Origin of the sequence: Usitatibacter palustris, assembly GCF_013003985.1 — a bacterium.
In the GTDB taxonomy this organism is placed as follows: Bacteria; Pseudomonadota; Gammaproteobacteria; order Burkholderiales; family Usitatibacteraceae; genus Usitatibacter; species Usitatibacter palustris.
Genome location: NZ_CP053073.1, coordinates 1,204,962 through 1,217,207 on the forward strand (window position 1 = coordinate 1,204,962; position 12,246 = coordinate 1,217,207).

11 protein-coding genes are annotated in these 12,246 nt (G+C 65.0%); 4 read left to right on the forward strand and 7 right to left on the reverse strand.

The features are described from left to right. Positions 1-21: 21 nt before the first annotated feature. Together DSM104440_RS06200 and DSM104440_RS06205 are read right to left on the reverse strand one after the other, a co-directional pair. Positions 22-1,671, reverse strand: coding sequence for an acetate--CoA ligase (locus DSM104440_RS06200; RefSeq protein WP_171161175.1), 1,650 nt, complete (start codon positions 1,669-1,671; stop codon positions 22-24). Then, complete coding sequence (locus DSM104440_RS06205) at positions 1,671-2,792, reverse strand: HpcH/HpaI aldolase/citrate lyase family protein (RefSeq protein ID WP_171161176.1); 1,122 nt, start codon at positions 2,790-2,792, stop codon at positions 1,671-1,673. Before DSM104440_RS06205 ends, DSM104440_RS06200 begins: the two co-directional genes overlap by 1 nt. A 148-nt stretch (positions 2,793-2,940) precedes the next feature. Here DSM104440_RS06205 and acs point away from each other — a divergent pair, with 148 nt between their 5' ends. The 4 genes from acs to DSM104440_RS06225 are packed head-to-tail and all read left to right on the forward strand — an operon-like array spanning position 2,941 to position 8,526. Further along, positions 2,941-4,908, forward strand: a complete 1,968-nt coding sequence (gene acs / locus DSM104440_RS06210) for an acetate--CoA ligase (protein ID WP_171161177.1) — start codon at positions 2,941-2,943, stop codon at positions 4,906-4,908. Positions 4,909-4,921: 13 nt separating this feature from the next. Next, the gene (locus tag DSM104440_RS06215; protein ID WP_212758236.1) at positions 4,922-5,122 is read left to right on the forward strand and encodes a hypothetical protein; all 201 of its coding nucleotides are present in this window, start codon (positions 4,922-4,924) and stop codon (positions 5,120-5,122) included. A gap of 9 nt (positions 5,123-5,131) precedes the next feature. Then, on the forward strand, positions 5,132-7,894 hold the full coding sequence (locus tag DSM104440_RS06220) for a sensor histidine kinase (protein WP_171161178.1): 2,763 nt from the start codon (positions 5,132-5,134) through the stop codon (positions 7,892-7,894). An 8-nt stretch (positions 7,895-7,902) separates the two neighbouring features. Continuing rightward, positions 7,903-8,526: a response regulator transcription factor gene (locus tag DSM104440_RS06225; protein WP_212758237.1), complete on the forward strand. Its 624-nt coding sequence runs from the start codon at positions 7,903-7,905 to the stop codon at positions 8,524-8,526. Here the strand turns inward: DSM104440_RS06225 and DSM104440_RS06230 are convergent. The 5 genes from DSM104440_RS06230 to DSM104440_RS06250 all read right to left on the reverse strand — a co-directional run bounded on the left by DSM104440_RS06230 (position 8,507) and on the right by DSM104440_RS06250 (position 12,153). Continuing rightward, positions 8,507-8,800, reverse strand: coding sequence for a hypothetical protein (locus DSM104440_RS06230; RefSeq protein WP_171161180.1), 294 nt, complete (start codon positions 8,798-8,800; stop codon positions 8,507-8,509). The two genes, DSM104440_RS06225 and DSM104440_RS06230, sit on opposite strands and share 20 nt — an antisense overlap. A gap of 2 nt (positions 8,801-8,802) precedes the next feature. Beyond that, entirely contained in the window at positions 8,803-9,360 is a 558-nt protein-coding gene (locus DSM104440_RS06235) for a tetratricopeptide repeat protein (RefSeq protein WP_171161181.1), read from the reverse strand. A gap of 34 nt (positions 9,361-9,394) precedes the next feature. Then, positions 9,395-9,730 carry a hypothetical protein gene (locus DSM104440_RS06240; RefSeq protein ID WP_171161182.1) on the reverse strand — a complete coding sequence of 112 codons (336 nt, stop codon included), beginning with the start codon at positions 9,728-9,730 and terminating at the stop codon, positions 9,395-9,397. A gap of 96 nt (positions 9,731-9,826) precedes the next feature. Continuing rightward, the gene (locus tag DSM104440_RS06245) at positions 9,827-11,890 is read right to left on the reverse strand and encodes a sodium:solute symporter family protein (RefSeq protein ID WP_171161183.1); all 2,064 of its coding nucleotides are present in this window, start codon (positions 11,888-11,890) and stop codon (positions 9,827-9,829) included. Next, on the reverse strand, positions 11,887-12,153 hold the full coding sequence (locus tag DSM104440_RS06250) for a DUF4212 domain-containing protein (protein ID WP_171161184.1): 267 nt from the start codon (positions 12,151-12,153) through the stop codon (positions 11,887-11,889). The genes DSM104440_RS06245 and DSM104440_RS06250 overlap by 4 nt, the downstream gene beginning before the upstream one ends. Positions 12,154-12,246: the final 93 nt, after the last annotated feature.

Genomic DNA, 12,246 nt, shown 5'->3' on the forward strand with positions numbered 1-12,246 from the left:
GCATCCTTTCGAGCAGGGGCGTCAATCCCGCGATGAGCGGGCGGTGGCAATCGTCGGCGCGATCTCGCGACGCAGGATCTTCCCGTTGCGGGTGCGCGGAAAGTCGCGGGCGAGATAGACCACCTTGGGCGCCTTGTACGCGGCAAGGTGCTTGCGCGCGAAGGCGAGGAGCTCATCGGGATCCGCTTCGCTTCCCGGCTGCGCGATGACGTAAGCGACCACGAGGCGCTTGTCCGCACCGGCCTCTTCCGCGATGCATGCGCAGTCGGCCACGCCGGGATGGCTCTTCATCACGCGTTCGACTTCGTACGGCGACACCCGATAACCGAAGCTCTTGATGATGTCGTCCTTGCGGCCGAGGAACCACAGGTAGCCGTCCTCGTCGTAGCGCGCGTAGTCGCCGGTGAAGAACCAGCCGTCGTGCTTGAGCGCGGCGGTTTCCTCGGGGAGGTTCCAGTAGCGCAGGAACAGGCCCGGATCCGACTCGGGAATGCAGATCATCCCTTCCTCGCCCGCGGCTGACTCGGCGAGCGTTTGCGGATCGAGGAGGCGAATGTCGTGGCCGGGCTGCGGAAAGCCCGCGCTGCCCGGCCGGATGGGGCGGAACTTGCTCTGCGAGAGGTAGTAGCTGAACTCGCTCATGCCCACCGCCTCGAAGATATCGAGCCCGAAGCGCTCCTTCCACTGCGTGAACACTTCGTCCGAGAGGTGTTCGCCCGCGCTCATGCAATGGCGCAGCGTCGGGACATCGGCCTTGCCGAGCGTCGTCTTCTGCAGGATCTGGCGATAGATCGTGGGCACGCCGATGAACGTGGTCGCGCCATGTTTCGCGATGAGTCGCGGCCAGGTGGCGGCGTCGTTGCGCCCTTCGTGCGCGATCACGGTCTTGCCTCGATAGAGCGGGTCCATGAGCGCGGAGCCGAGGACGTATGTCCAGTTGAACTTGCCCGAGTGGACGATGCGATCCTCAGCTGGTTTGTCCACCGGCGCTTCGCTATCCCGGGAGTCGAACCAATATGTCCACGCGGGCGTGCGGCCGATCAGTGAGCGGTGGCCGTGGAGTACGCCCTTCGGATAGCCGGTTGTGCCCGACGTGTAGACGAGGTACGCGGGATCGTCAGGCTTCGTAGCCGCGGGCGGGTCCCAGGACGCGATCGCGTCGAGCGCGAGCTCGAGGTCCAGCGCCTGCACGCCGGGAACCGGGGGAACGTCACCCGACCCGCAGAGAAGCGCGAAGCGCAGCCCGCCGGAAAGCGAAGCGCCCATCGCGCGCCACGCCGCATTGTCGATGACGATCGCGGCCGCGCCTGAATCCTTCGCGAGGTACTGCACTTCCTCGGCGGTGAGCAGCGTGGAGGTCGGAACCGCGATGGCGCCGCGCTTGATCGTCCCGAGGAACGCGGTCGGGTAGTCGATCGAGTTGGGGAGTCTCACCAGCACGCGCTCGCCCGACTCGATGCCGAGGTTGCGGAGCAGCTGCGCGAAGCGGCTCGTGCGTGCGGCGAGCTCGCCGTAGGTGATCGTGCTCGTGCCGAGCGTGTCGTCCTCGACGATCATCGCAGCCTGCTGCTCGGTGGGCGTGCCGAGGTGGCGGTCGGTGCAGGCCACACCGATGTTCAGCGCCGCCGGGACCTCCCACGTCCAGGGCGGGAAAGGCGTGAAGCGCGGCATCAGAGGATGACGCCGTAGGGCCAGTTCTCGCGCACGACCTGCGCGGGCAGTCGCTTCAGCACGTCGATCGCGAAGCGCGTGTCGGCTTCCGCCAGCGCATGCAGCGCGTGGGCCTTGAGCAGGGTCTGGAGCGCCTTGCCGAACATCGGCGGGTCGAGCATCTCGCCCTGGAACTTGATCGCACCGCCCAGGAGCGCGTCGGCTTCGATCGCGGCGGTGAGGATCGCGATCTTCGTCTTGATCTCGGAGGGCGAGGGCGTGAAGGCGACCTTGCAGGGGTGGATGTGCGAGGGGTGGATCACCTGCTTGCCGGACAGTCCCAGCGAAGCTTCCTCGAGCGCGTGGCCGTACACGACTCGCGATTCCTCGTCGCCGTGCAGATCCAGCCATCGGCGCACGTCGTCGGGCTCCACGAAGGTTTCGGGCATGGGCGAGTTGCCGATGAGCGTCTCCACGCCACCGATCACGCCCTTGCCCGCGATGCGCGCCTCGAAAAGGATGTCGTGCAGGTAGAACTTGAGCTCCTCGGTCCAGCCGCGCGGGGTGATCTGGATGCCCATCGCCTTGGAGAAGTCGTGGATCCCGAACACCACGTGCTTCACCGTGGAGTACTGCATGAGGTCGGGCGCGATCTTGAGCGACTTGGGGTGCTCGATGATCGGCTGGATGGTGATGCGGTGGTTGAGCCCGACCAGGACGGCCGAGAGGTCGCGGATCTCGGGGGATCCGTACGCCTCGCCCGCCTTCGCGAGCATCACGACGTCGAAGTACTCCGCGAGGTCCCGGACCATCTGCAGGTCCTTTTCGTACTCCTCGGTGCGGAAGGGGTTGATGCGCACGGCCACTTGTACTTGGCGCTTTCGCACAAGCCCCGGCAGCTCGCGCCGCAGAAGCTCGCGGCTCATCTCCTTCTGGCGGCACCCGTCCTCGAGGTCGAAGAGGAGGGTGTGGGAGGTGGTATTGCACGCGTGCTTCTTGAAGCGCTGCGCCGCCTGCTCGAGGTCCTCGTAGATGCCGAGCGAGGGCGCGTACTTGACCGGCGGGTAGTAGATCTGGATGCCCGGCCAGTAGTCGCCGAGGATTTCGGCGGTCGCCAGGTCGTTGGAGTGTGGTGCATTCATGCGGGGGCTCCGGTGCGAATGATGAAGCTAACACCGGATGCTGCGGTGCGTCAAAACGCGGGTTTACCCTAGGGGCGTAAGGCGGCGGGGCGTGAAATATGCTAGAAAACAGTCAAAGAACGTTTCAAATCCCGAGGAGAAAAAAACAATGTCCACCATCGAGTCGGTGCTGTCGGAAACGCGCGTCTTTCCACCGTCGGAAACCATGGTGAAGCAGGCCAACATTTCCGGAATGGCCGCCTACGAGGCCATGTGCAAGGAGGCCGAACGCGATTTCGAGGGGTTCTGGGCGAAGCTCGCGCGCGAGACGCTGCTCTGGCACAAGCCCTTCACGAAGACGCTCGACGAGTCCAACGCGCCGTTCTTCCGCTGGTTCCACGACGGCGAGCTCAACGCCTCGTACAACTGCCTCGACCGGCACCTGAAGACGCAGCCCGACAAGGTCGCCATCCTCTTCGAGGCTGACGACGGCAAGATCACGAAGGCGACCTACAAGGACCTCTACCACCGCGTCTGCCAGCTCGCCAACGCCCTGAAGGGGATGGGCGTCAAGAAGGGCGACCGCGTCCTCATCTACATGCCGATGTCGATCGAGGCGGTTTGCGCGATGCAAGCCTGCGCGCGCATCGGCGCGACCCACTCCGTGGTGTTCGGCGGCTTCTCCGCGAAGAGCGTGCAGGAGCGCGTCATCGACGCCGGCGCGATCGCCATCATCACCGCCGACGGACAGTTTCGCGGCGGCAAGGAAATCGCGCTCAAGCCGGTGATCGACGAAGCCTTTGCGCTCGGCGGTTGCGATGGCGTGACCAACGTGATCGTCTACCAGCGCACGGGCTCGCAGGTCGCCATGCAGCGGGGCCGCGACACCTGGTGGCACGACGCCGTGAAGGACCAGCCGCTCGATTGCGAGCCCACCTGGGTCGATGCCGAGCATCCGCTGTTCATCCTCTACACCTCCGGCTCCACCGGCAAGCCCAAGGGCGTGCAGCACTCGACCGGCGGCTACCTGCTGTGGGCGATGCTCACGATGAGGTGGGTGTTCGACACCAAGCCCAACGACGTCTTCTGGTGCACGGCAGACGTCGGCTGGGTCACCGGCCACACGTACGTTTGCTACGGGCCCACCGCCGTGGGCACGACGCAGGTGGTCTTCGAGGGCGTGCCGACGTATCCGGACGCGGGTCGTTTCTGGAAAATGATCCAGGACCACAAGGTGAACGTGTTCTACACGGCCCCCACCGCGATCCGCTCGCTGATCAAGGCCGGCCCCGACCTTCCCAAGAAGTACGACCTGTCGAGCCTTCGCATCCTGGGCAGCGTTGGCGAGCCGATCAATCCGGAAGCGTGGATGTGGTACTACACGACGGTCGGAAATTCGAAGTGCCCCATCGTGGACACGTGGTGGCAGACCGAGACCGGCGGCCACCTCATCACGCCGCTGCCCGGCGCGACGCCGCTCAAGCCTGGTTCCTGCACGATGCCGCTGCCGGGCATCGTCACCGACATCGTCGACGAGACCGGCAACTCGGTGGGCCGCGGCAAGGGCGGGATCCTCGTGATCAAGCGTCCCTGGCCCTCGATGATCCGCACGATCTGGGGGGATCCCGAGCGCTTCAAGAAGAGCTACTACCCCGAGGACTTCAAGGGCAAGTACTACCTTGCGGGTGATGGGGCGAGCACCGACGAGGACGGCTACTACCGCATCATGGGCCGCATCGACGACGTGCTGAACGTCTCCGGGCATCGCCTGGGCACGATGGAGATCGAATCGGCGCTGGTCGCCAACTCGAAGCTCGTCGCGGAAGCGGCCGTCGTGGGCCGTCCGGACGACCTCACGGGCGAAGCGGTCTGCGCGTTCGTGGTCCTGAAGGGCGCGCGTCCCACGGGCGACGAAGCGCTGAAGATCGCGAAGGAATTGCGCGAGTGGGTCACGAAGGAGATCGGCGCGATCGCGAAACCCAAGGACATCCGCTTCGGCGACAACCTTCCCAAGACCCGCTCGGGCAAGATCATGCGGCGGCTGCTGCGCTCGATCGCCAAGGGCGAGTCGATCACCCAGGACGTCTCGACGCTGGAGAACCCGGCGATCCTGGAGCAGCTCAAGCAGAACCTCTGAGGAGGGTGCGGACGTGATGCCCAAGGCCAGCCGCAAGGGAGCGCGGCTCGTCGCGCTGTTCCTGTTCGGCTGCCTGCTGTTCAACTTCCCGTTCCTCACGCTCTTCAACGTGCGCGGCACGCTGCTCGGCGTGCCCGTGATCTACGCCTACCTGTTCGTCGCCTGGGTGCTGCTCGTGGCCCTCGTGTGGGCGATCGTGGAACGCTCGGACTAGGCGCGCCGCATGCTCCAGGGCTGGGTCATCGTCGTCGCCTCGTTCGGCTATATCGGGCTGCTGTTCGCGATCGCCTATTACGCGGACAAGCGCGCCGAGGCCGGCCGCTCGATCATCGCCAATCCCGTGATCTACAGCCTGTCGCTCGCGGTGTACGCGACGGCGTGGACGTTCTACGGAAGTGTGGGCCGCGCCGCGAGCGATGGCGTGGGGTTCCTGCCGATCTACATCGGCCCCACGCTGATGATCCTGCTGTGGTGGTTCGTGGTGCGCAAGATGATCCGCATCAGCAAGATCAACCGCATCACCTCGCTCGCGGACTTCGTGGCGTCGCGCTACGGCAAGAGCGCGCTGGTGGGCGGGCTGGTGACGGTGATCGCGGTGATCGGGATCCTCCCGTACATCTCGCTGCAGCTCAAAGCCGTGTCATCGAGCTTCCAGATCCTGCTCCAGTACCCCGATATCGTCATGCCGCAGAAGGTGGACGCGGCCACGATCATGCAGGACACCGCCTTCTACGTCGCGCTCTTCATGGCGCTCTTCACGATCGCCTTCGGAACGCGGCAGCTGGATGTGAGCGAGCGCCACGAGGGCATGGTCGCGGCCATCGCGTTCGAGTCCATCGTGAAGCTGGTCGCATTCACCGCGGTCGGTGTGTTCGTCACATTCGGCATGTACGACGGTGTGGGCGACATCTTCGGCCGCGCCGCGCAGCAGCCGGAGCTCGCGCAGCTGATGACGCCCTTTGGCGAGGACGGCGTCACGTTCGCGAGCTGGGTGTGGCTCACGCTCCTGTCGATGCTCGCGATCGTCTTCCTGCCGCGCCAGTTCCAGGTCGCGGTGATCGAGAACGTCGACGAGAAGCACCTGCGCAAGGCGGTGTGGCTCTTTCCGCTCTACATGATCGCGATCAACCTCTTCGTGCTGCCGATCGCTTTCGGTGGACGCCTCGCATTTCCCGAAGGCAACGTCGACGCCGACACTTTCGTGCTCACTTTGCCCATGGCGTTCCAGCGCGAGGGCCTGGCACTGCTGGTGTTCATCGGCGGCCTCTCCGCGGCCACGGGCATGGTGATCGTGGAGACCATCGCCCTCTCGACGATGGTCTGCAACGACCTCGTGATGCCGATCCTGCTTCGCTGGAAGTGGCTCAGGCTCGCGTCGCGGCACGACATCTCGTCGATCCTGCTCGACATCCGGCGCGCGGCGATCGTCGCCATCCTCCTGCTGGGCTACTTCTACTTCCGGATCGCGGGCGAGGCGTACGCGCTCGTTTCGATCGGCCTGATCTCGTTCGCGGCGGTGGCGCAGTTCGCCCCCGCGATCATCGGCGGCCTCTACTGGAAGGGTGGCACGCGCATCGGCGCGCTCGCAGGCCTCACGGCCGGATTCCTCGTGTGGCTCTACACGCTGCTGCTGCCCGCGTTCGCGAAGTCGGGCTGGCTGGGCGATGCGTTCCTGGAAGGACCCTTCGGGATCGACCTGCTGCGTCCGTCGGCGCTCTTCGGGCTCACGGGCCTCGACCAGATTACCCACGCGATGATCTGGAGCATGGTCGCCAACGTCGGCGCCTACATGCTCGTCTCGCTGCTGGGTCGCCAGAGTGCGGCCGAGCACAGCCAGGCCACGCTGTTCGTCGATGTGTTCTCGCAGACGGGCGAGCGCGGGCGCGTCTGGCGCGGGACGACCTCCGCTTCGGCGCTGCAGACGTTGCTGGGCCGCTTCCTCGGCCCGTCGCGCGCCGCCGAGCTCTTCCTCGCCTACGCCAACGAGCGCGGCCACAAGTCGGTCGAGGAACTCGATGCGGATGCGCAGCTCGTGCACTTTGCCGAGATCCAGCTCGCCGGCACGATCGGCGCGGCCTCGGCGCACACGATGGTCGCGACCGTTGCGCAGGAAGAGCCGCTGGGCATCGACGAGGTGATGACCATCATCGACGAGGCCTCGCAGGTGATCGCCTACAGCCACCAGCTCGAGGAAAAGCAGCAGGCCCTCGAATCCGCCACCACGAGCCTGAAGGCCGCCAACGAGCGGCTGCAGGAGCTCGATCGCCTGAAGGACGACTTCATCACGACGGTGACGCACGAGCTGCGCACGCCGCTCACCTCGATCCGCGCGTTCTCGGAGATCCTGCACGACTACCCCGACATCGATCCCGAGGAGCGCCATCGCTTCCTCGGTCTCATCATCAAGGAATCGGAGCGCCTCACGCGCCTCATCAACCAGGTGCTCGACCTCGCGAAGCTCGAATCGGGTCTCGCCGAGTGGCGCACGGCCGAGCTCGACGTTCGCGAAATCGTGAACGACGCCGTAAGCTCGACCAGCCTGCTTTTCAAGAGCCGCGGCGTCGAGCTGCGGACCAACATCTCGTCCTATGTCCCGCAAGTCCTTGCCGATCGCGACCGCCTCATGCAGGTGATGCTGAACTTGCTGTCGAATGCGGTGAAGTTCTGCCCGGAAGGCACGGGCCAGGTTCAGATCGATGTGTCCGAGGCGGCCGGTGACGTTCGCGTCGTCGTCCAGGACAACGGCATCGGCATCGATCGTTCGCACCAGGCCTTCCTGTTCGAGAAGTTCCGGCAGGTGGGCGATACGTTGACCGAGAAGCCCGCGGGAACGGGCCTGGGTCTCGCGATCTGCCGCCAGATCGTTGACCACTTCGGCGGGCGTCTCTGGGTCGAGAGCGAGCCCGGTCGCGGCTCGGCGTTCTCCTTCACGCTTCCCGCGGCGATCGGGCCGTCGGGCATGTTCGGGTCGGGGCCTAGCGTATGAATGCGACCGTGACCGAGCAAGTCGTGCACGTGGTCGACGACGACGAGTCGACGCGCGAGCTCATGGCCTGGCTGATGCGCAAGGAAGCCATCCCCTGCCGGACCCACGGCGATCCCCGGGCCTTTCTCGCGGCCGTCGGGCCCACAAGCTCGGGGTGCCTCGTGCTGGACCTGCACATGCCGGGCATGACGGGGCTCGATATCCAGCGAACCCTCAAGGAACGCGGCGTCGACCTGCCGATCATTTTCCTCTCGGGGCGCGCGGACGTGCCGCGGGCCGTCGAAGCCGTGAAGAGCGGCGCCATCGACTTTGTCGAGAAGCCATTCGACTACAAGCGCATCGTCGCGCTCATCCGCGAATGCCTGAAGCGCGATGCCAAGGCCAGTACTGACCGGCAACGCCGCCATGTGGTGGCGGCGCGGATCGCGCAGCTCACGCAACGGGAGCACGAAGTGCTCGAGCGGGTCGTGGCCGGCCAGCTCAACCGCGTGATCGCCGAGGGCCTCGACATCAGCATCAAGACGGTCGAGGCGCACCGCGCGCACATCATGGAGAAGCTCGAAGTCGGCTCGGTGGCCGAGCTCGTGCAGGCGACGCTGGAGTGGAAAGCCCTCAGCGAGCGGGGGCGGTAGCCTGCAGGACCAGGTACACCTTCGCCACGACCAGGGCGGCCCAGAACACCGACAGCAGGAAGAAGCTCACGAAGCCCACGTGCGCGTCGACGATGAAGCGCGGCGTGATGAAGCGCGTGGCTTTCCAGATCGGGCGGTTCACGGTCACGAAGATCTTGTAGACGACGTTCCGGTCGCGCGTGGCGCCCGCGAAGATGAAGAGGATCGCCTGCGCGACGTGGGTGAGCGCCAGCAGTTCCACGAGTCCCTTCAGGATGATCACGGTGAGCAGCATCGTCAGCTTTCCGTCCCGGTTTCCTTGCCCAGCCGCAGCGCCATTTTCGGATCGAAGCGGTCCAGGTGCGCCCGCGCCGCGGCAAGCTTGTCGGATTCGCCGAGGACGTAATAGGCCATTCCCAGCGCGTACCACGCGTGCGGGTTCATCGGTTGCAGCTCCGCGGCGTTCTCGAGCGCGGCGGCCGCCTTGACGTGCTGGCCAAGGTGAGCGTGCGCCATCCCCAGCCCGTACCACGCGCGGTCGATCTTCGGGCTGAGGGCGACGGCCTTCTCGAACGCCTCGATCGCCTGCGGGTATTGCTGCATGCGCTCGTGGATGAATCCGATGTCGAACCAGGTCACGGCGTTGTCCGCGATCGCCAGCGCCCTGCGGAAGCTCTGCAGCGCGAGCGCGTCCTTGCCGAGCAGGCCGTAGGCGAAGCCCAGGCTGTTGGCGGCCTTCACGTTCGAGGGATCCGACGCGAGCGCCGCCTCGAACCCTTCGAGGGCGCGGGCAGGACGGTTCACGAGCAGGAAGAAGCGGCCGCGCCAGTAGTGGCGCCTGGATTCGAAGTTCATGGTCTATGCGGGGCAGCGCGCGACGAGCGGCGGATCACAGGAAATCGATCGACTCGACCTTCATCTTGCCGGTGTCTGCGTCCCTCTTGAACGTGAGGACCGTTTCCACGTCCGGCTTGTTCTGGTTGTCCGGGTTGAACGTCTTCTTCCTGTAGACCCATTTCAAGCGCTCCGCGCCGACCTTCTCGGTCGAGTCGGGTTTCCCAGCCTTGTCTGCGACTTCATCTTCAGTCTTGTCCATCACGTATCCGGTGAACTGGCCGCGAGGGTAACCCGAATCAGAGCAGCCGGGTGCGACGACGAGTGCGGCGGATGCCGCGCCGAGTGCCAGGACGCGGCGCGAGATATCCGTGAGGCGATGCGATGCCATGTTTTCCCGGGTCCTCGTGAAATTTGCTGTCCTGACGTGAACAAGGCCCGCTTTCGCGGGCCTTGTCCTTTGTTGCTTTCGCTTGCTGCCGGGGGATCAGGTCCCCTGGGTATCGATGTCGCCCTTCAGGTGCGGGTAGCGCACGTGCTCGACCAGCTCCTGGACCTTCGGGCCGGGCGCCGGCGTGATCAGGCTGACCACGACGATCGTGAGCAGGCCCACCGGCATGCCGAGCATGCCCGCCGAGATCGGCGCGAGGTCGAACCACTGGTTTGCCGCCACGCCGCCGAAGAACGGGTAGGTGCGCACCATGTAGTACATGCAAATCCCCAATCCCGCCAACATGCCGACGATCGCACCCCACTTGTTCGCGCGCTTCCAGAACACCCCCAACACGAGGGCCGGGAAGAACGCGGACGCAGCGAGCGAGAACGCGGCACCGACCAGGAACAGAATGTCTCCAGGCTTGAGCGAGGTCACGTACGCCGCCACAAGGGCCACCACCAGCAGGAGGATCTTCGAGACCGTCACGCGGCGAGCCGTCGTGGCGGAGGGGTCGATCATCTTGTAGTAGAGGTCATGCGACAGGGCGTTGGCGATCGTGAGCAGCAGTCCGTCCGCGGTCGACAGCGCCGCAGCCAGGCCACCCGCGGCCACCAGGCCGGACACGACATACGGCAGGCCCGCGATTTCCGGCGTGGCGAGCACGATGATGTCGCCGCCCAGCACGATCTCCGCGAGTTGCACGATGCCGTCCTTGTTGATGTCCGTGATCGACAGCAGGGATGGATCGACCTTCGCCCAGTTCGCCGCCCAGTTTGGCAGGCTCGCAAAGTTGCTGCCTACCAGGAAGTGGTAGACGTCGTACTTGGCTAGCACGGCGAGCGCCGGTGCGGTGAAGTAAAGCAGGAAGATGAAGAACAGCGACCACGTCACCGATTGGCGCGCCTGGCGAACGCTGGGCGTCGTGTAGTAGCGCATCAGGATGTGGGGAAGCGCTGCGGTGCCGAACATCATGCAGAACACGATGCCGATGAAGTTCAGCCGCGCGATGCTCTGCGCTTTTTCATCCTTGCCCGGGTACGGCGTTGCGTGCGGCTTGGGCGGACCGGCGCGGGCCGAGAGGCCCTTCTCCTTGGTCCACGCAGCCTTCGCAGCAACCGCGTCCTTCGGGAAGTCCGCGACGGCCTTTTCGGCTGCCGCGATCTCGCCACCCGGGGCCGACGCCGTCTTGAGGTCTTCCAGCTTTTTCGCCACCGCGGCCTTCTCGGTGTCGTAGGAAGCGGGCAGGCCCTTCAGCTTCGCATCGGCCGCGTCAGAGCGCGCCTTGAAGATCCCGCGCACCTCGAGTTCCTTGGGATCCGTGGTGAGCTGCTTCTCACGCTCCGTGACCTTCTGGAGCACCTGGCCGTATGCGAGCTGCGGGATCGGGTTGCCGGTGTACTTCATTGACAACCAGACCACGGGCGTCATGTACGCGATGATCAGGATGATGTACTGCGCCACCTGGGTCCACGTGACCGCGCGCATGCCGCCGAGGAACGAGCACACCAGGATGCCGCCGAGACCCACGAACACGCCGACGCCGAACTCGAGGCCGGTGAACCGGCTCGTGATCAGGCCGACACCGTAGATCTGCGCCACCACATAGGTGAACGAGCACAGGATCGCCGCGAAGATGCCGATCGAGCGGACGATGTTCCCGCCGTAGCGTTCGCCGAGAAAGTCGGGAATCGTGAACTGGCCGAACTTTCGCAGGTAAGGCGCGAGGAACAGCGCGACCAGCACGTATCCGCCCGTCCATCCCATCACGAACGCGAGGCCGTCGAAGCCGGACAGGTAAAGCGTACCCGCCATCCCGATGAAGGAGGCGGCGCTCATCCAGTCCGCGCCGGTGGCCATGCCGTTGAAGAAGGCTGGCACGCGTCGTCCCGCGACGTAGTACTCGGCTGCGTCCACCGTGCGGCTCATGATCCCGATGCCCGCATACAGCGCGATCGTGGCGAACAGGAACCAGTAGCCTATCCAGCGGCGCGACATGCCCATCTGCTCGGCGATCGCGAGGGCCACCAGGAAGGTGAGAAAGCCGACCGTGTAGAACGCGTAGTACTTCTTGAGTTGCGAGAAGAATGCCTTGTGGCTGAAAGCGGCCTGGTTCATACGTCTTCTCCTTCATCCACGCCGTACTGGATGTCCAGTCGATTCATGTACCAGGCATAGACGCCGATGAGGATCACGTAGATCGCCAGCGAGCCTTGGGCGGACATGTAGAAGCCGAGCGGAAAGCTGAGGAAAGTAATGCTGTTCAGCTCCCGCGCAAACCATGCTTCGACGAAAGTGACGACGAACCAGATGGCCAGCAGGATTGACGTGATCACCAGGTTCTTACGCCAATACTCCCGATGCTGTTCGGTAAGTTCCATGAAGTACTCCTCCTCCTTGTAGTTGCATTCGACAACTCAGGGCCGTATCGAGTCGGCTCCGCGATGATATTCCCGCCCAGCGAAACGCGGCTA

Excerpts from the sequence above, each read along its gene's own strand:
- DSM104440_RS06235 (WP_171161181.1), bottom strand. The coding sequence starts at position 9,360 with ATGAACTTCGAATCCAGGCGCCACTACTGGCGCGGCCGCTTCTTCCTG.
- acs (WP_171161177.1), top strand. The coding sequence starts at position 2,941 with ATGTCCACCATCGAGTCGGTGCTGTCGGAAACGCGCGTCTTTCCACCG.
- DSM104440_RS06200 (WP_171161175.1), bottom strand. The coding sequence starts at position 1,671 with ATGCCGCGCTTCACGCCTTTCCCGCCCTGGACGTGGGAGGTCCCGGCG.
- DSM104440_RS06240 (WP_171161182.1), bottom strand. The coding sequence starts at position 9,730 with ATGGCATCGCATCGCCTCACGGATATCTCGCGCCGCGTCCTGGCACTC.
- DSM104440_RS06205 (WP_171161176.1), bottom strand. The coding sequence starts at position 2,792 with ATGAATGCACCACACTCCAACGACCTGGCGACCGCCGAAATCCTCGGC.
- DSM104440_RS06230 (WP_171161180.1), bottom strand. The coding sequence starts at position 8,800 with ATGCTGCTCACCGTGATCATCCTGAAGGGACTCGTGGAACTGCTGGCG.
- DSM104440_RS06220 (WP_171161178.1), top strand. The coding sequence starts at position 5,132 with ATGCTCCAGGGCTGGGTCATCGTCGTCGCCTCGTTCGGCTATATCGGG.
- DSM104440_RS06245 (WP_171161183.1), bottom strand. The coding sequence starts at position 11,890 with ATGAACCAGGCCGCTTTCAGCCACAAGGCATTCTTCTCGCAACTCAAG.
- DSM104440_RS06250 (WP_171161184.1), bottom strand. The coding sequence starts at position 12,153 with ATGGAACTTACCGAACAGCATCGGGAGTATTGGCGTAAGAACCTGGTG.